General features: G+C 66.7%; 18 protein-coding genes and 1 pseudogene. 8 read left to right on the forward strand and 11 right to left on the reverse strand.

The window, feature by feature from the left end; genetic code table 11:
- Positions 1-62: 62 nt before the first annotated feature.
- Complete coding sequence (locus tag ACNQR1_RS28280; protein ID WP_418048902.1) at positions 63-722, forward strand: GtrA family protein; 660 nt, start codon at positions 63-65, stop codon at positions 720-722.
- Between the two features lie 30 nt (positions 723-752).
- Here ACNQR1_RS28280 and ACNQR1_RS28285 read toward each other — a convergent pair whose 3' ends face one another.
- The 8 genes and pseudogenes from ACNQR1_RS28285 to ACNQR1_RS28320 all read right to left on the reverse strand — a co-directional run bounded on the left by ACNQR1_RS28285 (position 753) and on the right by ACNQR1_RS28320 (position 8,549).
- Positions 753-926, reverse strand: coding sequence for a CsbD family protein (locus tag ACNQR1_RS28285; protein WP_418048903.1), 174 nt, complete (start codon positions 924-926; stop codon positions 753-755).
- Positions 927-1,007: 81 nt separating this feature from the next.
- Positions 1,008-1,526, reverse strand: a complete 519-nt coding sequence (locus ACNQR1_RS28290; protein ID WP_418048904.1) for a PH domain-containing protein — start codon at positions 1,524-1,526, stop codon at positions 1,008-1,010.
- A 9-nt stretch (positions 1,527-1,535) separates the two neighbouring features.
- A complete protein-coding gene (locus tag ACNQR1_RS28295) occupies positions 1,536-2,345 on the reverse strand; it encodes a biotin--[acetyl-CoA-carboxylase] ligase (RefSeq protein ID WP_418048905.1) in 810 nt (269 codons plus the stop codon).
- Between the two features lie 31 nt (positions 2,346-2,376).
- Complete coding sequence (locus tag ACNQR1_RS28300) at positions 2,377-3,486, reverse strand: Rieske 2Fe-2S domain-containing protein (protein WP_418048906.1); 1,110 nt, start codon at positions 3,484-3,486, stop codon at positions 2,377-2,379.
- Positions 3,483-5,027 (reverse strand): FAD-binding protein, encoded by a 1,545-nt coding sequence (locus ACNQR1_RS28305; RefSeq protein WP_418048907.1) that lies wholly within the window; start codon positions 5,025-5,027, stop codon positions 3,483-3,485. Before ACNQR1_RS28305 ends, ACNQR1_RS28300 begins: the two co-directional genes overlap by 4 nt.
- 10 nt (positions 5,028-5,037) lie before the next feature.
- Positions 5,038-6,702, reverse strand: coding sequence for an AMP-binding protein (locus ACNQR1_RS28310; RefSeq protein WP_418048908.1), 1,665 nt, complete (start codon positions 6,700-6,702; stop codon positions 5,038-5,040).
- Positions 6,695-7,272: pseudogene (locus ACNQR1_RS28315) on the reverse strand (nuclear transport factor 2 family protein). The gene ACNQR1_RS28310 and the pseudogene ACNQR1_RS28315 overlap by 8 nt, the downstream one beginning before the upstream one ends.
- Positions 7,273-7,406: 134 nt before the next feature.
- The gene (locus ACNQR1_RS28320; protein WP_418048909.1) at positions 7,407-8,549 is read right to left on the reverse strand and encodes a PucR family transcriptional regulator; all 1,143 of its coding nucleotides are present in this window, start codon (positions 8,547-8,549) and stop codon (positions 7,407-7,409) included.
- A 126-nt stretch (positions 8,550-8,675) separates the two neighbouring features.
- Between ACNQR1_RS28320 and ACNQR1_RS28325 the strand changes: the two genes are divergently transcribed.
- The 4 genes from ACNQR1_RS28325 to ACNQR1_RS28340 all read left to right on the forward strand — a co-directional run bounded on the left by ACNQR1_RS28325 (position 8,676) and on the right by ACNQR1_RS28340 (position 11,601).
- Complete coding sequence (locus ACNQR1_RS28325) at positions 8,676-10,304, forward strand: acyl-CoA carboxylase subunit beta (protein ID WP_418048910.1); 1,629 nt, start codon at positions 8,676-8,678, stop codon at positions 10,302-10,304.
- The gene (locus tag ACNQR1_RS28330; RefSeq protein ID WP_418048911.1) at positions 10,301-10,603 is read left to right on the forward strand and encodes an acyl-CoA carboxylase subunit epsilon; all 303 of its coding nucleotides are present in this window, start codon (positions 10,301-10,303) and stop codon (positions 10,601-10,603) included. The genes ACNQR1_RS28325 and ACNQR1_RS28330 overlap by 4 nt, the downstream gene beginning before the upstream one ends.
- 32 nt (positions 10,604-10,635) lie before the next feature.
- Positions 10,636-11,274 (forward strand): Maf family protein, encoded by a 639-nt coding sequence (locus tag ACNQR1_RS28335; protein ID WP_418048912.1) that lies wholly within the window; start codon positions 10,636-10,638, stop codon positions 11,272-11,274.
- Positions 11,275-11,373: 99 nt separating this feature from the next.
- Entirely contained in the window at positions 11,374-11,601 is a 228-nt protein-coding gene (locus tag ACNQR1_RS28340) for a hypothetical protein (protein ID WP_418048913.1), read from the forward strand.
- A 1-nt stretch (position 11,602) separates the two neighbouring features.
- Here ACNQR1_RS28340 and ACNQR1_RS28345 read toward each other — a convergent pair whose 3' ends face one another.
- Together ACNQR1_RS28345 and ACNQR1_RS28350 are read right to left on the reverse strand one after the other, a co-directional pair.
- Positions 11,603-12,340 (reverse strand): DUF6199 family natural product biosynthesis protein, encoded by a 738-nt coding sequence (locus ACNQR1_RS28345; protein WP_418048914.1) that lies wholly within the window; start codon positions 12,338-12,340, stop codon positions 11,603-11,605.
- Positions 12,341-12,488: 148 nt separating this feature from the next.
- The gene (locus tag ACNQR1_RS28350; RefSeq protein ID WP_011768002.1) at positions 12,489-13,892 is read right to left on the reverse strand and encodes an IS1380 family transposase; all 1,404 of its coding nucleotides are present in this window, start codon (positions 13,890-13,892) and stop codon (positions 12,489-12,491) included.
- Between the two features lie 214 nt (positions 13,893-14,106).
- Between ACNQR1_RS28350 and ACNQR1_RS28355 the strand changes: the two genes are divergently transcribed.
- Entirely contained in the window at positions 14,107-14,994 is an 888-nt protein-coding gene (locus ACNQR1_RS28355; protein WP_418048915.1) for a sulfurtransferase, read from the forward strand.
- Entirely contained in the window at positions 14,934-15,407 is a 474-nt protein-coding gene (locus ACNQR1_RS28360; protein ID WP_418048916.1) for a SufE family protein, read from the forward strand. Before ACNQR1_RS28355 ends, ACNQR1_RS28360 begins: the two co-directional genes overlap by 61 nt.
- 10 nt (positions 15,408-15,417) lie before the next feature.
- Here ACNQR1_RS28360 and ACNQR1_RS28365 read toward each other — a convergent pair whose 3' ends face one another.
- Positions 15,418-16,137 (reverse strand): DUF6199 family natural product biosynthesis protein, encoded by a 720-nt coding sequence (locus tag ACNQR1_RS28365; protein ID WP_418048917.1) that lies wholly within the window; start codon positions 16,135-16,137, stop codon positions 15,418-15,420.
- 213 nt (positions 16,138-16,350) lie between these two features.
- Between ACNQR1_RS28365 and ACNQR1_RS28370 the strand changes: the two genes are divergently transcribed.
- Entirely contained in the window at positions 16,351-18,144 is a 1,794-nt protein-coding gene (locus ACNQR1_RS28370; RefSeq protein ID WP_418048918.1) for a biotin carboxylase N-terminal domain-containing protein, read from the forward strand.
- The last annotated feature ends 29 nt before the right edge of the window (positions 18,145-18,173 follow it).

Below are 18,173 nucleotides of genomic sequence, written 5' to 3' on the forward strand. Positions count from 1 at the left end.
GTTAAGGTCGAGCTTCGCAACGATTCGGCATCAAACGGCGCACTTACGTACACTGCCTAGCTGTGTCCTTCGCCGATGCGACAATCGCTCGATTGCCGCGATTCGTCCGTCCCTACGCCGAGCGGCATCACGAGCTGATCAAGTTCGCGATCGTCGGCGCGACGACGTTTGTCATCGATTCGGCGATCTTCTACACCCTCAAACTCACGGTGCTGGAGCCCAAGCCGGTCACCGCCAAGATCATCGCCGGCATCGTCGCGGTGATCGCCTCCTACATCCTCAACCGGGAATGGAGCTTCCAGAACCGCGGCGGGCGCGAGCGCCACCACGAGGCCCTGCTGTTCTTCGCGTTCAGCGGCGTGGGCGTGATGCTGTCGATGCTTCCGCTGTACTTCTCCAGCTACGTGCTGGGCCTTCGGGTTCCCGAGGTCTCGCTCACGGTCGAGAACATCGCCGACTTCATCTCGGCCTACATCCTGGGCAATCTGCTGCAGATGGCGTTCCGGTTCTGGGCGTTCCGCCGCTGGGTGTTCCCCGACGAGTTCGTCGACAAGCCCGATCTGGCGCTCGAGTCCACGCTCACCGGCGGCGGGTTCGCCGAGGCGCTCGAGGATCACGTCGAGCGCAAGTCCGCGACCGTCACGCCGTTGCGCAGGCCGAGCCGACGCGCGAAAGCGCGTCAGCTGGGCGATGATTCGGACCCGGTGTCCAAGAGTTCCTGATCCCGCACCAGTAGCGGGATCGCGGCTGCACTACTTCTTGAAGGCGTCCTTCACCTTCTCGCCGGCCTGCTTCAGGTTGCCCGTGGCCTGATCTTTGTGGCCCTCGGCCTCGGTGTCGGTATCCCCGGTTGCCTGACCGACCTTCTCCTTGGCCTTGCCGGCCAACTCTTCGGCCTTGTTCTTCGCCTTGTCGATGGCGCTCATGTGGCTCCTCCTTGACAGTGCCATGCTGCGGTCAAGGTGAGGTTGCCCGGGCGCGGTGCGCACCAAACCGGCAATGACGTGTCAGCTCGGTGACTCTTCGGACCCCAGGGTGTCGAAGACTTCGTGATACAGCAGTGAGTGCACCTGTTCCACGCGCGGAATGTCGTGGAATTCCAGGGGATCCTGCGATGCCGATTCGATGATCAGGGTGCCGGTGCGCAACAGCCGGTCGGTGAGCCCGTGGCGGAATTCGACACTGTTGATCCGCGCGAGCGGGATGTCGATTCCCGAACGGGTCAGTACGCCGTGCCGGAACATCACCCGCCGGTCGGTGATGACGAAGTGTGTGGTCCACCAATTCAGGAACGGCCACACCGTCAGCCAGCCGACCACGATCAGCCAGATCGCCCCGATCACGATGAACAGCACGTTCTTGGCAGTGGCCTGCCAGTCCATGGTGTTGACCACGGCGGCGACGAACGCCGACGCCGCGGTGATCAGAACCAGGACGAGGACCGCACCGATCAGACGTTTCCAGTGCGGGTGCCGGTGCAGCACCACCTGCTCGTCGTTGGCCAGCACGTTCTCCGGGTACCCCACGGCAGCACTCTACGGCGCATCGGGGCGCAGGTGCGTGATGTCGCCTGCAGACACCGTGGCCCGTTCGGCACCGGTGTCGATGATCAGCCGCCCGAGTTCGTCGACGTCGACGGCCGTGCCCACCAACTCGTTGTCGCCGGGCAGGATCGCGCGGACCCGGCTGCCGATGGTGACGCTGCGAGCGCGGTAGTCGGCGGACAGCCTCGGATCGGAACTGCGCCACCCGGCGAAGCGGGCGGCCAGATGCCGCAGAAGCGCCTGAGCCAGCGGGTTGCGGTCCACCGTTCCGGCGCCGAGCTGCGTCAGTGAGGTGGCGCGTGGGTCGGGGGCCTCGTCGGTGGTCATCGTCACGTTCAAGCCGAGCCCGACGACGACGACCGGCGCGGGCGACGCCACCTCGGCGAGGATTCCGGCCAGTTTCCCGCCACCCGGGCCGACCAGGACGTCGTTCGGCCATTTCAGGCCGACCCGCACGCCGGTGACCTCGGCGACGGCGTCGACGACGGCGACGCCGGTGGCCAAGGGCAGCCATCCCCAGGTATCCGCGGGTACCTCTGACGCGTCGACGCCGACAGACAGTGCCAGCTGCGACCGTGGCGGCGCCGACCACTGCCTGCCGTGTCTGCCGCGCCCGGCGTTCTGGTACTCGGCCAACAACACCGCACCGGCGATCTGTTCACCGGCGGCCGCCCGCGCGATCAGATCGGCGTTGGTCGATCCGGTCTCGTCGACGACATCGAGTTGGTGCCAGGGGTCGCTCAACGACTGCCGCAAGGCGGCGACATCGAGCGGCGGGCGGTTCGGCTGGCGATCATCCATGGGCCGTCAGCTTATTCGCACCAGCAGTCAGCTACCGATTGGCCAGGTTGGCCGCGACCTCCTCGTGCCACAGCTCGTTGGCGTGCGTGGTGTCGACTTCCTGCTCGAACCGGTCGGTCATCTCGGGCGTGACATCGGCGACGTCGACGTAGAACTGCTCGTACCACCGGCGATGGTGGTAGACCGGACCGTCCTCCTCGGTCAGCAACGGATTGTCGATCCGGGCCTTGTGCTTCCAGATCTCGACGTCCTCCATGAAGCCGTCGCCGAAGGTCCGGCTCATGGTCGCGGCGAGCTTCTCGGCCTTGTCGGCCGACAGCGCGGGATTCTGCTGGACCGCGACTCCCCACTGCAGCACGAACGAGTTGTGCGTCACCGGGTAGTGGCAGTTGATCAGCGCGATCTCGACAGTGAAGTTCGGGGCGAGATCGTTGTGCAGCCAGTTGATCATGTACGCCGGGCCGAAATACGTTGCCTCCGAACGCAGGTAGGTGCCGTCCCAGAGTTCTCTGGTGGCGTAGTCCGGGCGCGGCTTGGACTCCATGAACTGGCTGGCGGTGTGGCCTTCGATGACGTTCTTGAAGTACTTCGGGTAGGCGTGGTGGATGTAGAAGAAGTGCGCCATGTCGACGTTGTTGTCGACGATCTCGCGGCAGTGCGACCCTTCGATCAGGATCGAGTTCCATTGCCACGGTGACCAGATGCCCTCGTCATAGCCCTCGATCGTGGGCGGGGTCAGCTCGACGGCCGGCGCGGAACCTTCCGGGTCATGCCAGACCAGCAGCTGACCGTTGACCTCGGTTGTGGGCCACTTCCGGGTGCGCGCCAGCCGCGGAGTCCGCTTGGCGTACGGCACCAGCTTGCACTTTCCGTCGCTCCCCCAGCGCCAGTCATGGAAGGGGCAGGCCAGGTTGTCGTCCTTGACCGACCCCATCGACAGGTCGCCGCCCATGTGCCTGCAGTACGAATCGAGCACGTGCAGTTCGCCGGCCGAGTCGCAATAGACGACGAGCTTGGTACCGAAAGCCTCGATGCCGTGCGGCTGCCCGTCGCGGAACGTCGCAGCGAGCCCGACGCAGTGCCAGCCGCGGGCGAACCGCGTCATCTCCGCGCCGGCGTCGATTTCCCGGATGTCACTCATGTGTTCCTGCCTAACATGTCTTTGACCGCCAGGTGGCTGAACAGCATGCTGGTGCCGATCGGATTTCCGCCGCCCGGATACGCGGTGCCGCTCGGGGCGGCCATGGTGTTGCCCGCGGCATACAGACCGGCGATCACCTGTCCGTCGACGTCGAGTACCCGGGCCGCGGTATCGGTACGCAATCCGCCCTTGGTGCCGAGGTCGGAGATGCCGAACGCCGCGGCGTGGAAGGGCCCCTTCTCGATCGCGACAAGCGGGGACGCGCCGCCGGAGAACGCGCGGTCGTACGCCTCGTCACCGCGACCGAAATCCTCATCCGACCCGGCGGCGACGAAGCCGTTGAAACGCTGGACGGTGGCGGTCAGGTTCTCGGCCGGAATGCCGATCTCGGCGGCCAGCTCCTCCAGGGTGTCCGCGGTGTGCCACAACCCGGCCTCGACGTAGCGCTGCGTGTCGACCATCGAGACGTTGGTGGCCTTCACCGGAGGGACTTCGCCCTCCCGGTCGTCGTAGATCATCCAGTACGGCAACGTCATCGAACCGTCGGCCAGCCGCGGCAGGATCGCGCGGCCGATCCGGTCGTAGGCCGCCGATTCGTTGACGAAACGCTGTCCGTTCTGGTCTACGAAGATGCCGCCGGTGAACCACAGCGCGAAGGCCGACCGGCCGTCGGGATGTGTCAGGCCTGGCGACCACCAGGCCTGCTCCATCAGGTCGACGTCGGCGCCGACGGCCATCGCCGCCTGATGCGCCCGGCCCAGGTTCGCCGGTGGTCCCATGGTGTCGCGGGCGACGCCCGGCACACCGTATTCACGGCGCAGTTCGTCGTTGCCTTCGAAGCCGCCCGCGGCGAGCAGCACGCCGCGCCGGGCCCGGATCGCCTGCCGTTGGCCGTCGGATTCGACGATGGCACCGGTCACGGCACCCTCCTCGACGACCAACTCCACCAGCGGCGTGTTACGCCGCACCGAGGCATCCGGGTACTGCTCGATGGCCTTGAGGAAGCGGGCGATCAGTGCCCGGCCGCCGATGAAGTAGTCATCGGGCTGCTCGGCGCCCAACCGGTCGGCGTCCAGCGGGCCGCGCACCAGCTCGCGCAGGTGCGGGGCTTTCTCCACCTTGAGCGGCCGGGCGGCGATGTGGCGTTGGCCGTCGGCGCGGGCCTTGGGCGCCTTGCCGAAGTAGTCGGGCCACGGCATCGGGGCGAACTTCAGATTCTCGTCGGCTTCGAGGTACTCGATCAGCCCGGCTCCGCCGCGCACGTAGGTGTCCTGCAGTTCCCGCGGAGTGCGGTCGCCGACGACGGCGTGGTAGTACTCCAGCGCATCCTCGATGGTGTCGTCGGTGCCGGCCCGCTTGAGCACCGGGTTGCACGGGAACCACACCCCGCCGCCACCGGAATACGCTGTGGTGCCGCCGAATTTGTCGCTGGCCTCCACCAGGATCACCGACAGACCTTCGCGGGCCGCGGTGTAGGCACCGGCCACACCACCACCGCCGGACCCGGCGATCAGGACGTCACACTCGTCATCCCACTTCATTCGGACCGCCTCATAGATAACGCTGCCTCCCGTACTGCGCGAACTCGGCGTCCAGCGACTTCTTGTCATCGTCGTCCATCGCCCGGTACACCGGTGCGCCGCGTCCCGCCCACCGGTACACCACCTCGTCGGTGTGCCAGCGCTCCTGCTGCAGTTCGCGTTTGAGCACCTTGTTGGACCCGGTGACCGGCAGGTTCTTCGAAACCCGCAGGAAGCGCGGAATTCCCTTGGCCCCCAAGTCTTCCTGGTCGGCCAGGTAGGCCACCAAGGCTGCGGCGTCGAAGCCGTCGGGATCGGCCACCTCGACCGCGGCCATCACCTGATCGCCCGAGCGTGGATCGGGGACCGCGTACGCACCGGCCGCCACCACCTCGGGGTGACGGCGCAGCACCCGCTCGATGTTCAGCGCCGAGGTGTTCTCGCCGTCGATCCGGATCCAGTCGCCGCGCCGGCCCGCGAAGTAGATGAATCCCTGCTCGTCGAGATAGCCGAGGTCACCGGTCCAGTACCAGCCGTTGCGGATGCGTTCGGCATTGGCGTCGTCGTTCTTGTAGTAGCCCTCGAACGTGCGGGTGCCGAACTTGTCGACGATCTCCCCCACGGCGTCGTCGGGGTTGAGAACACGGCCGTGCTCGTTGAAAACTGCCGGCACACAGTCGTTCAGCGATTCGGGGTCGACGATCGCCACCCCCTGATGCGCGGGACGGCCCAGGGCACCCGGTGGCATGTCGGGGGCGAGTACCACTGCCCCGCCGCCTTCGCTGGAGCCGTAGCCCTCGAAGAGTTCGGCGGCGAAGCGCCGCCGGAACTCGTTCTGGTCGTCGGGCGAGGCCTCGGTGCCGAAGCCGCGGATCAAGGGGTTGTCGGCATCGTCGGGTTGTTCGGGTGTGGCCATCAGGTAGCCGAGCGCCTTGCCCACGTAGGTGAAGAACGTCGCACCGAAATACCGGACGTCGGGCAGGAATCCGGACGCCGAGAACGACGGTGTCAGGCACACGGTCGCGCCGACCGAGAGCGCCGGCGCCCACAGCGCCATGATGGCGTTGCCGTGAAACAGCGGCATGCAGCAGTACTCCACGTCTTCGCGCACATGGCCGAACTTCTCGGCCGCCGCATAGGCGATCCGGGCCAGCCTGCCCTGGCTGCAGATGACCGCCTTCGAGGCGCCCGTCGTGCCCGAGGTGAACAGCAGCAAAAGCAGAGACCCAGCCGCGATTTGTGCACGGTTTTCCGCGCTTACCGCGGACCTTCGTGCACAAATCGCGTCTTGGTAGGCCGGGTCGTCGACGACCAGGATGCGGTCCGGCGTCAGGCCGAGGTCCAGGCCCGAAAGCCGTTCCCGCCCAGCCAAATCGGTGATGATCAGCTGACAGTCAGCGTGCCGGACCTCGCCGGCCAGTTCGTCGTTGCCGCGCGTCGGGTTGATGCCGACGATCGTCGCCCCGACGAGCGCAGCCCCACCCAGCCAGAACACGAAGTCCGGCACGTTGTCCAGTAGCACGCCGATGTGGAAGGGGCCGTCTGCACGGAGCGACTGGGCCAGTGCTCCACGCGCGGCGGACTCTGTGACCACCTCGTCCCAGGTCCAGTCCTTCTCGCGGGTGCGCAGGCCGAGGCGTTGGTCACCGACCCGGTCGAGCAGCAGTGCCGCGATGTCCGTCCGAGCGTCAGGCATGGGCTTGGGCGGCGGCGCGCTTCTGGTCGATGTAGGCCTGCGGCAGGTCTTCCCGGCTCAGCTTGGTCACGCTGACCGGGCCCGTCTGACCGGGCCCGTCTGATAGGCGTCCTCACCGAGGATCAGGCCGTCGGCGTCGATCGGCCAGTTGATGAGCTGACGGAACAGCAGCAGGTAGTCGCCATCCGGGTCGTCGACCTCGACGCCGATCGCCTGGGCCGCCGCTCCCGGATAGATCATCTTCATCCAGCCTTCGGTCATCACCAGATCATCGTCGACGGCGAGGCGATCGATCTCGAAAACGAGGTGGTTGGCCCCACTGGCCACGAACGCCTCGTAATAGGCGCGCACACCCTCGGTGGTCTTGGGGCCCATATCGGCATTCGCGTACCAGAAGTGGTAGTCCGGGTTCGGGGCCAAGGTGGCCATCAGCCGTTCCATGTCGGGCTCGGCCTCGGCCTTCATGTGCTCGAGCACGACGCCGAGAACCTGACGGTGTCGCTCGTCGGTGGTGACGGCGAGACGCTTTTCCACGGGGACCCAGGTCTTGGTGGGGTCGATGACGGCCATGGCGGCCTCCTTTTGTGTGGGCTGTTGTGGGCTGCATCGCAATCTTGGCCAATCGCGTGATGGCCGTCACCCGCCATACGTCGGACTATCGGGCCAATCGATCCGACACTCGTCGGGCCCAAACCAAAGCACCCCTACAGCAGATCGGCGTCGGCCAGTTCCGCCGACGACATGGCGATCCGCCGGACCATGAGCACCAGCGTGCCCAGGAAGCGGTCCACCGGATCTTCGAAATCCCACCCCATCGCGGCCTGCACGCGCGCCAACCGGGCCGCGACCGTGCTGTGGTGCACGTGCAGTTCGGCGGCGGTCCGGCGCAACGAGCCGTAGACGAAGAACGCCTCGGTGGTCCGCACATCGAGGTCCCCGGCAGGTGTCGACGCAATCTCGTTGATACGGGCCACATCTCGATTGCGTCGCACCCGGTCGATCGGGAGATCGGCGAGCAGCTCCAGCGAGCTCAGCCGCTCGTAGGCCACCACGCGCCTGCCGAACCCGGTCGATGACGCGAATCGCAAGGCGCGTACGGCTTCGTGCCATGAGGTCGACGCGCTGAACGCGTTGCCGACCGACCCGATTCCGATCCACGGGCCCGATGCGGTGCCGGTGTTCACCACCGCCGGAAACTGCTCGACGACGAGGCGCTCCAGGCGATCGGAGAGCTCCCGCATGTCGAACGTTCCCTGGCACACGATGGCTGTCGCGTTGCCGATCACCGCCGACCGCACCGTCGGCGCGGCAAGTTCACCGGTGATGAGGCGCACCGTCTCCCGCGGCGAATGCCCCGACGCCGCCAGCACGCACGTCGGCCTGGTCTCGTCGAGACCCAAGAGCCGGATGGCCCGGGCGCGGTCTTCGCGATGCTCCTTGGCCGACAGCACCACCTCGAGCAGCGCGGGATCGCCCAGATGCGGCACCCCGCTGACGCCGGTCCGCGCCGCGACGCGGCCCACCAGCCGTCGCAGTCGGTCGAGCAGCACGTCGTCCAGGGGGTGCCCGGGTCCGTCACGTTCCACCCAGACGACCGTCTCGTTCCGGTCGGATGCCGGGCCAGCCCCGCCTTCGACCGGATCGAGACGTCCGGACGCGTCGTAGCGGACGACGGTGCCGCCCGGCCACCGCACGCCCACCGGGCATCCGGCGATCAGCGCGGCAAACCGTACGGCCGCGTCGGCGTTGGCCTCTTGTTCCTCCAGCGCGTCGAACTGCGCGACGAGCCGCAGCACCGAGGCGGGATCGCTGCCCAGTTCAGAGAGCAGAACCGGCGCCGTGGTCATGATCGAGAGCGTAGGCCCAGAGCCCACCTGGGCGTCAGGCCACAGCACACTGCCCCCACCGGAGTGACGCGCGCCACGCCCACCTCTCTTAGACCAGTCTTAGGGTTACCGATAACATCGGGACCCATGACGAGCGTTACCGAGCCGTCCGCCGAGCACCAGGTGGACATCCACACCACTGCAGGCAAGCTGGCTGATCTCAAGAGGCGGGCCGAGGAGACGCTGCATCCTGTCGGCGAAGCCGCCGTGGACAAGGTGCATGCCAAGGGCAAGCTGACCGCCCGCGAGCGCATCCTCGCCCTGCTCGACGAAGGGTCGTTCGTCGAGCTCGACGCGATGGCCAAGCACCGCAGCACCAACTTCGGCCTGGAGAGCAACCGGCCGCTGGGCGACGGTGTGATCACCGGCTACGGCACCATCGACGGCCGCGACGTCTGCATCTTCAGCCAGGATGCCACCGTGTTCGGCGGCAGCCTCGGCGAGGTCTACGGCGAGAAGATCGTCAAGGTCCAGGAGCTGGCCATCAAGACCGGCCGTCCGCTGATCGGCATCAACGACGGCGCCGGCGCCCGCATCCAGGAGGGTGTGGTCTCCCTCGGCCTGTACAGCCGGATCTTCCACAACAACATCAAGGCCTCGGGTGTCATCCCGCAGATCTCGCTGATCATGGGCGCCGCGGCCGGTGGCCACGTCTACTCCCCCGCGCTGACCGACTTCATCGTCATGGTCGACCAGACCAGCCAGATGTTCATCACCGGCCCGGACGTCATCAAGACCGTCACCGGCGAGGACGTCACCATGGAGGAGCTGGGCGGCGCCCACACCCACATGGCCAAGTCCGGCACCGCGCACTACGTCGCCTCGGGCGAGCAGGACGCCTTCGAGTACGTCCGCGACCTGCTGAGCTACCTGCCCCCGAACAACTACGCCGAGCCGCCGCACTACCCGGTGGCCCCGGTACAGGGCTCGATCGAGGAGACCCTGACCGACGAGGACATCGAGCTCGACACGCTGATCCCGGATTCCCCGAATCAGCCGTACGACATGCACGAGGTCATCACCCGCATCCTCGACGACGACGAGTTCCTCGAGGTGCAGGCCGGTTACGCCGGAAACATCGTGGTCGGCTTCGGCCGGGTCGACGGCCGCCCGGTGGGCATCGTCGCCAACCAGCCCACCCAGTTCGCCGGCTGCCTCGACATCAACGCCTCGGAGAAGGCCGCCCGGTTCATCCGGACCTGCGACTGCTTCAACATCCCGATCGTCCTGCTGGTCGACGTCCCGGGCTTCCTGCCCGGCACCGACCAGGAGTACAACGGCATCATCCGGCGCGGCGCCAAGCTGCTCTACGCCTACGGTGAGGCCACGGTCGCCAAGGTCACCGTCATCACCCGCAAGTCCTACGGCGGCGCGTACTGCGTCATGGGTTCCAAGGACATGGGTGCCGACGTGGTGGTCGCGTGGCCGACGGCTCAGATCGCCGTGATGGGCGCCTCGGGCGCGGTCGGCTTCGTCTACCGCTCCGAGCTCAAGAAAGCTGCCGCCGAGGGCGAGGACGTCGACGCGCTCCGCCTGGAGCTGCAGCAGACCTACGAGGACACTCTGGTCAACCCCTACATCGCCGCCGAGCGCGGATATGTCGACGCGGTCATCCCGCCGTCACACACCCGTGGCTACGTGGCCAACGCGCTGCGGCTGCTGGAGCGCAAGATCATCCAGATGCCGCCGAAGAAGCACGGAAACATTCCACTGTGAGCGGGGCGAACGATTCCACTCCTGTGAGCGGGGCGAACGAGGCGACCGTGGCCGACGAGACCACGACCGAGGACGTCAAGGCCGACCACGAGGCACACATCAAGGTGCTCAGTGGTCAGCCCACCGATGAGGACATGGCTGCGCTGATGGCCGTCCTCGGGACCGCCGGTGGCGGCGGCGCCGAGGGCCCCGTGCTGCGGGACCGCAACATGTGGGGCCATCCGGTGGACAAGCTGCGCTACTCGATCTTCAGCTGGCAGCGGGTGACGCTGGTGGAGCGCACCCACATGCGCCGCTGATGAGCGCTTGCGCGAAGAAGAAACGGCCCTGAATGACCCGGGTCGTCCTGGGTTCGGCATCGACAGGCCGGCTTGGCGTTCTGCGCCAGGCCGGCCTCGATCCGTTGGTGGTGGTGTCCGGTGTCGACGAGGACGCCGTCATGGCGTCGTTGGCCGGCGCCCCACCTGAAAAGGTGGTGAACGGACTGGCCGCCGCCAAGGCCGACGAGGTGTTCACCCATCTGCCCGCGGCCGTCGCCGGAGATTGCGTGGTCATCGGCTGTGACTCGATGCTGCTGCTCGACGGGCAGCTGTGCGGCAAGCCCGGAGATGCCGAGACCGCGCGACGGCAATGGCAGGCGATGTCGGGCCGGACGGCTCAGCTGCATTCGGGCCACGCGGTACTCGTCGTCAGGGACGGGGCCGTCACCCACCGGCTCGCCGATACCGGTGTCACCGCAGTGCATTTCGGCTCACCCACCGGCGCGGACCTGGAAGCCTATCTCGAAAGCGGCGAACCCCTCGGTGTCGCAGGCGGTTTCACGCTCGACGGACTGGGCGGCTGGTTCATCGAAGGCATCGACGGCGATCCGTCCAACGTGATCGGGTTGAGCCTGCCGCTGTTGCGCCGGATGCTCGCCGCGGCAGGGATTTCCATCGCCGATCTCTGGGCACGGCACGCGCCCAGCTGATTACCGATGAGGCTGCAGTGACCAAACTGCAACCTTTTGAATGACGGCGCGCCGCGCCGACGTCCCGAATAGTCTCAACCTCGGGTTGACACTGGGCCGATGCCAGTCGAAGAAACAATGTGGGATGTTCGCGTGGCACGCGACTTCGAGACATGCGACCTGGAGCGGCTGCGCGCCGCATTCGCCGACATCATCTCCAAGCGGCTGTCGCCGGGTAAGCAATTGCTGCGCGTGGTCACCTGGTCGCAGAACGGCGGCTCACTCTTCCGCGCCAACAACGGGGCCCGCCGCTTCGCCGTGGCCTACGAGGTCGCGTTCACCGCGTGACTCACCGCCGCGGCGCGGCGTCGAGCTTCGGAATCACATTGCCGGGCTTGGCAGGCACGAGAACCGTCCCGTGCGCGTCGGCTATCGGTGAGTCGGTGACCAGTCCCGTCCCGGGAGCGACAGACAGGGTCTGCGACTTGATCTCGTTCGACCGTGCGATATCGCGGGTGGTGCACCCGTCGGATGCGGCACTGCCGTCCTGCGGCACGTCGGGTTCCCAGCTCAGATGGGCCGTTATCGGTGCCGGATTGACGTCTCTGGGTGCATATCGACTGACGCGGGTGACGCACTGGAACCAGCCCTTGGGTGCGCCGTAGCTCTTGACACCGCCCGAGGACACGTTCGGCGGTTGCAGGTAATACACCTCAAGGTCCAGCCCTGGTGACGACCCTTGGGGCTTCTCCACGTAGCCGATGATCGGCAGCGGGCCGCGGTTCTCGGGCGGCGGCGGTTGGTACGCCGCGACCGCCTTGTCCCAATCGTCTTTCTTCTTCTGCTCGGCTTCGGCCGCCGTCTTGTCGCGCTCCGTCGACCAGGCCAGCCCGGCGAGAATGACGGCCGCGACGATGACGAACAGTCCGCCGAGAGCCTGCATTCCGTACCCGGCCTCACTGGGTTCGTTGGCTTCGGGGTTCTCGTACTTCCATGATTCGGTGGCCCACCAGATCTTCCTGGGCCGCAGCAGCATGAACAGGCCGAGCGGTATGCCGATGACCAGGCAGAGGATCGCTAGCGCCACGAAAAGTAGCCTAAGCCTCAATCCGTGGACTGACTTGAGTGGTGTGGTTCGACGGTGATTCTGACGGCGGTTTGTGGGGTGGGCAGGATGTAGCCGCTGGTCTGCCCAGCTTTTCCTGTGTGCTTCGGTGGGGCCTGTTCGGCGACGGTTAGACGGTTGCGGTAGCGGGTGGGCTGTAGCCGATGGTGTTGCGCCACAGGGTGAGCCAGTGCTCGGTCCAGGGCCAGTGGCTGGGTAGGTGCAGGATGGGTCGGCGTTGCGGTCGGGCCAGCCGTGCCGGGACGGTGATGATCGTGCGTCGCAAGGTGGCTCCCCGGGCCACTGCGTGCGCTCCACCGGCAAGCACACCGGCGGCGCGCAGCAGATTGTGGGCGATGGCCCCGCAGAGCACCCACGCGGAGTTGGCGCCGAATTGCCCGGAGGGCATGTGGGCCAAGGGGCCGGCGATCAGGTCGGCGAAGACAGTTTCGATGATCGCGTGTTGACGGTGGGTGATGTCGGCGTCGGCGGTTGGTAGGTCGGTGTTGGTGAAGAACGGGTGATACCGCCAGACCGGGAACAGGGCGTCGCGGAAGCGCGCATCTTTGACCCGACGTACCACCAGTCGGGCGGTGAAGCGGTCTGTGGTGGCCGCGAATGCGGTGTAGCTGATTTCGGCGACTTCGGCATCAGAGATCCACTCTCCGGTGTCGGGATCACGCACCGCGCCCGGGTATTTCACCGGTGTCCACGCCGCGTCGTCGATGGCGTTGATGGCCCGGTTGATCGCGCTGTTGCGGCCCATGACCACCGAGAATTGCGCACCATGGCGTCGGCAGGCGCCGACGACGGCGCGGGTGCCGTAGGACGAATCGCCGCGGACCAGGATCTGGCCGGTGACCCCGGCCGCTCGGGCCGTGGTGATGGCCTGGGCGACCATTCGACCGGCTCCTTTACCGGAGCCGGTCTTGCCGGCCCGCAGCCGCATCCCGGCGATCACCGGCGCCGCACCGGGGGTGCTGATCGTGGTCGCCAACGGCGAGAGTCCTTTGCGCAGGACCTGCTTGCCAGCGATTTTGGTGTGTCCGTAGGAGGCGCCTTGTTTGGCATGGCCGTAGACCGGTCGTAGCAGGGAGTCGATGTCGATGAACACACCGCTGTCGGATCCGGGTAGCAACTCAACGCGCCGGCAGAGGGCGGCCAAGTGTTCGCGCAGGACTGATTCGAGTTGGCGTGCGTGTCCGAAGGTGAACTCCCGCAACAGGGTTCCGATGGTTGATGGTGCGTACACATCGCCGAAGAGTGTTTTCATGCCCCCGGCCCGGACGATGTTGAGGTCATCAATGCTGTCGGCGCCGGCGCACATCCCGGCGATCACCGTGGCCAGCTTCGGTGCCGGATTCGCTGACCCGGATTTGATCTTCGGCGCGGGGATGAAGATCTTGTCAGCCAACAGATTCGGCAGGCCGGTCTGCTCAGCCAGTGTCATCACCGGCACCAGTCCGGCGCACGACACGAGATGATCCTCATCGAAGACCGCCGACGACGCAGCGAACCCGTGGGACACTTGCACTGGAAGTGCCTTTCTTAACTGGCCTGATTGATGCGTAGAGAACACCAATCCTCCCAGCTCAAGGGGCACTTTCCTTATATCGACACCCACCTACACAGGCAATTCATCGGTGGATCGAGGCTAAGGCCGCACGCCCGGCCCGCGATGCAGCAATCTGCGCCGGTCGGGGACACTGCCGCGCGGAGAATATGCGGACCGACGGTACGCTCTTGGTGTGTCGTTGCCTGCTGATCCCAGCCCCACTCTTGCCGAGTACGCCCACCCGGAGCGCCTGGTCACCGCCGACTGGCTGGCCAGCAATCTGGGGCGGCCCGGTTTGGCCATCGTCGAGTCCGACGAGGACGTCTTGCTCTACGACACCGGCCATATCCCGGGCGCGGTCAAGATCGACTGGCATCTCGACCTCAACGACCCCAACGTGCGCGACTACATCAACGGTGAACAGTTCGCCGAGTTGATGGACCGCAAGGGCATCGGCCGCGACGACACCGTCGTCATCTACGGCGACAAGAGCAACTGGTGGGCGGCCTACGCGCTGTGGGTGTTCACCCTGTTCGGGCACCCCGATGTGCGCCTGCTCGACGGCGGCCGCGATCTGTGGGTCTCCCACGGCCGCGACACCACCCTTGAGGTGCCCACCCGGCAGTCCAGCGGCTACCCGGTCGTGGAGCGCGACGACGCCCCGATCCGCGCCTACCGCAACGACGTGCTCGACATCCTCGGCAAGCAGCCGTTGATCGACGTCCGTTCGCCCCAGGAGTACACGGGCGAACGCACCCACATGCCCGACTACCCCGAAGAGGGCGCGCTGCGCGGCGGGCACATCCCCACCGCGAAGTCGATCCCCTGGGCCAAGGCAGCCCGCGACAGCGGCCAGTTCCGCAGCCGCGCCGAACTCGAGGAGCTCTACGGCTTCCTCAAGCCCGACGACGAGACGGTGGTGTACTGCCGGATCGGTGAGCGCTCCAGCCACACCTGGTTCGTGTTGACCCATCTGCTCGGGCTGCCCGGTGTGCGCAACTACGACGGCTCCTGGACCGAATGGGGCAACGCCGTGCGGGTGCCGGTGGCAGTGGGCCCGGACGCAGGCGAAGCTCCGTGACGATGCCGGCCACCCTGGCCGAGGTCGTCTCCGACTTCCAGGAGGTGGCCGGCCAGGACAAGTTGCAACTGTTGTTGGAGTTCGCCAACGAGTTGCCGCCTTTGCCTACCCATCTCGAGGAAGCGGCCATGGAGCCGGTTCCCGAATGCCAGTCCCCGCTGTTCCTGGACGTCGACGCATCCGACCGGGACAAAGTGCGCCTGTACTTCAGCGCTCCCCCGGAGGCGCCGACGACGCGTGGGTTCGCCGCGATCCTGGCGACCGGCCTCGACGGTCAGTCCGCCGATGACATCCTGGCGGTGCCCGATGACTTCTACACCGCTCTGGGACTGGCCGCGTTGATCAGCCCGCTGCGGCTGCGCGGCATGTCGGCGATGCTGACGCGGATCAAGCGGCGGTTGCGCGGGGCCTGAGTCTCGGCCGTTACGGGTCGGTTCTCAACTTCTCGGTGAGCTCGGGCACGAGATTGCCCGGCCCGGGAGGCAGGATCTGCGTTCCGTATTCACTGACGATGGCCGAGTCGGTGACGACCGGCAGTGCCACAGAGCTATCGATGAACCGTGACGTTTCGTGAACCTTACGGCCGATACCCGGACGGCAACGGTCGGATTTGGCCGTGTCTCCGAGTTCCTGAGGCCCCCAGATCAATTCAGGGTTCACAACCGGTGGCGTGTCCCCTGTCGAGCTGATCCCGGCAGAGGTGTAGCCCGGGTGACTGCTCCACTTGTTGACCGATGCGAGGAACCGCTCATGCACCGCTTCGCCGGGGGCTTGGTAGTACACCGTGACCGTCGCGCCGCGTTCCCGCTTCTCGGCGAAATAGCCGATCACCGGCAACAACCCGCGTTTCTCCGGCGGCGGGGCGACGAAGGCCTTCTCAGCGGCCTGCTGCTGTTCCTTCGCTTCGCGGCGGTCCTTCCGTTGGAAGTCACTGTGAATGATCGACACGCCCAGGAACAACGCCAGGAGGATCACGAACACCCCGCCCGCCCGGGTCATCCCGTAGGCGGTGTCGCTCGGTTCGTTTGCCTCCGGATTCTTGAACTTCCAGGACTCGGTGACCCACCAGATGCGCCTCGGCGAGGCCACCATCGCCCCGCCCACCAACACGCCGATGACAATGACCAAAATCCCCGCACCCACGGGCCAACAGTAATGGCGTCGGACTGTCGGTCGAGACGGCAATTTCATGCGTCAACAGGACTGATGTGAGAACCGGTGTGTCCAGCGACAGAAGCCGTCCAAAACCTACTCACCGGTAACCGATACCGGATTGGGAAGCCTCAAGGTGCGGCGCATAAACTGCCCGCGATAGATTCTTAAAGACGTTTCTTAGAGAACTGCCGAGGAGGCACCGTGGCCAACCACGCCAGCTCAAAGATCTCCAAGGTGCTGGTCGCCAATCGCGGGGAGATCGCGGTCCGGGTGATCCGCGCCGCCAAAGACGCTGGACTTGCCAGCGTGGCCGTGTACGCCGAGCCGGACGCCGATGCACCGCACGTGCGGCTCGCCGATGAAGCCTTCGCCCTGGGGGGACAGACCTCAGCCGAGTCGTACCTGGTCTTCGAAAAGCTCCTGGACGCCGCCGCCAAGTCCGGCGCCAACGCCATCCACCCGGGTTACGGCTTCCTGTCGGAGAACGCCGAGTTCGCCCAGGCCGTGCTCGACGCCGGACTGATCTGGATCGGGCCGAGCCCGCAGTCGATCCGCGATCTCGGTGACAAGGTCACCGCCCGCCACATCGCCGCGCGCGCCCAGGCGCCGCTGGTGCCGGGTACCCCGGACCCCGTGAAGGACGCCGACGAGGTCGTCGCGTTCGCCAAGGAGTTCGGCGTGCCGGTCGCGATCAAGGCCGCCTTCGGCGGTGGCGGTCGTGGCATGAAGGTGGCCCGCACCATCGAGGAGATCCCGGAGCTGTTCGAGTCGGCGACCCGTGAGGCCGTCGCCGCGTTCGGCCGCGGCGAGTGCTTCGTCGAGCGCTACCTGGACAAGCCGCGCCACGTCGAGGCTCAGGTCATCGCCGACACCCACGGCAACGTGGTCGTCGCCGGTACCCGCGACTGCTCGCTGCAGCGCCGCTTCCAGAAGCTGGTCGAGGAGGCCCCGGCCCCCTTCCTGACCGACGCGCAGCGCAAGGAGATCCACGAGTCCGCCAAGCGCATCTGCAAGGAGGCCGGGTACTACGGTGCCGGCACCGTCGAGTACCTGGTCGGCCAGGACGGCCTGATCTCGTTCCTCGAGGTGAACACCCGTCTGCAGGTGGAACACCCGGTCACCGAGGAGACCTCGGGCATCGACCTGGTGCTGCAGCAGTTCAAGATCGCCAACGGCGAGGCCCTGGACATCACCGAGGATCCGACCCCGCGCGGCCACTCGTTCGAGTTCCGCATCAACGGCGAGGACGCGGGCCGTGGCTTCCTGCCCGCCCCCGGCCCCGTCACCAAGTTCGAGGCTCCGACGGGCCCCGGCGTCCGGATGGACTCCGGTGTGGAGAGCGGCTCGGTCATCGGCGGCCAGTTCGACTCGATGCTGGCCAAGCTGATCGTCACCGGCGCCACCCGCGAAGAGGCCCTGGCCCGCTCGCGTCGCGCCCTGGCTGAGTTCAACGTCGAGGGCCTGGCCACCGTCATCCCGTTCCACCGCGCCGTGACCGCCGACCCGGCCTTCATCGGCGACGGCGAGAAGTTCGAAGTCCACACCCGCTGGATCGAGACCGAGTGGGACAACACGGTCGAGCCGTTCACCGGTGGCGATCCGATCGAGGAGGAAGACACCGTTCCTCGCCAGACCGTGGTCGTCGAGGTCGGTGGCCGTCGCCTCGAGGTGTCGCTGCCCGGTGACCTGGCGCTCGGCGGTGGCGGCGGCGCTGCCACCGGTGCGATCCGCAAGAAGCCCAAGGCCCGCAAGCGCGGTGGCGGCGGCGCCACGGCGGCGTCGGGTGACTCGGTGACCGCACCGATGCAGGGCACCGTGGTCAAGGTGGCCGTCGAGGAGGGCCAGGAGGTGGCCGCAGGCGACCTCGTGGTGGTCCTGGAGGCCATGAAGATGGAGAACCCGGTGACCGCCCACAAGGACGGCGTCATCACCGGCCTGGCCGTCGAGGCCGGTGCCGCCATCACCCAGGGCACCGTGATCGCCGAGATCAAGTAACGCCCAGCTCTTTCCGTCGAGGCCGTAGT

It is taken from the genome of Mycobacterium sp. 48b, assembly GCF_048282725.1.
Classification (GTDB): domain Bacteria; phylum Actinomycetota; class Actinomycetes; order Mycobacteriales; family Mycobacteriaceae; genus Mycobacterium.

What these genes read in the sequence shown, in the direction of transcription:
- ACNQR1_RS28325 (WP_418048910.1), top strand. Translation starts at nt 8,676, where the DNA reads ATGACGAGCGTTACCGAGCCGTCCGCCGAGCACCAGGTGGACATCCAC.
- ACNQR1_RS28295 (WP_418048905.1), bottom strand. Translation starts at nt 2,345, where the DNA reads ATGGATGATCGCCAGCCGAACCGCCCGCCGCTCGATGTCGCCGCCTTG.
- ACNQR1_RS28310 (WP_418048908.1), bottom strand. Translation starts at nt 6,702, where the DNA reads ATGCCTGACGCTCGGACGGACATCGCGGCACTGCTGCTCGACCGGGTC.
- ACNQR1_RS28305 (WP_418048907.1), bottom strand. Translation starts at nt 5,027, where the DNA reads ATGAAGTGGGATGACGAGTGTGACGTCCTGATCGCCGGGTCCGGCGGT.
- ACNQR1_RS28360 (WP_418048916.1), top strand. Translation starts at nt 14,934, where the DNA reads ATGGGGCAACGCCGTGCGGGTGCCGGTGGCAGTGGGCCCGGACGCAGG.
- ACNQR1_RS28300 (WP_418048906.1), bottom strand. Translation starts at nt 3,486, where the DNA reads ATGAGTGACATCCGGGAAATCGACGCCGGCGCGGAGATGACGCGGTTC.
- ACNQR1_RS28340 (WP_418048913.1), top strand. Translation starts at nt 11,374, where the DNA reads ATGCCAGTCGAAGAAACAATGTGGGATGTTCGCGTGGCACGCGACTTC.
- ACNQR1_RS28335 (WP_418048912.1), top strand. Translation starts at nt 10,636, where the DNA reads ATGACCCGGGTCGTCCTGGGTTCGGCATCGACAGGCCGGCTTGGCGTT.
- ACNQR1_RS28320 (WP_418048909.1), bottom strand. Translation starts at nt 8,549, where the DNA reads ATGACCACGGCGCCGGTTCTGCTCTCTGAACTGGGCAGCGATCCCGCC.
- ACNQR1_RS28285 (WP_418048903.1), bottom strand. Translation starts at nt 926, where the DNA reads ATGAGCGCCATCGACAAGGCGAAGAACAAGGCCGAAGAGTTGGCCGGC.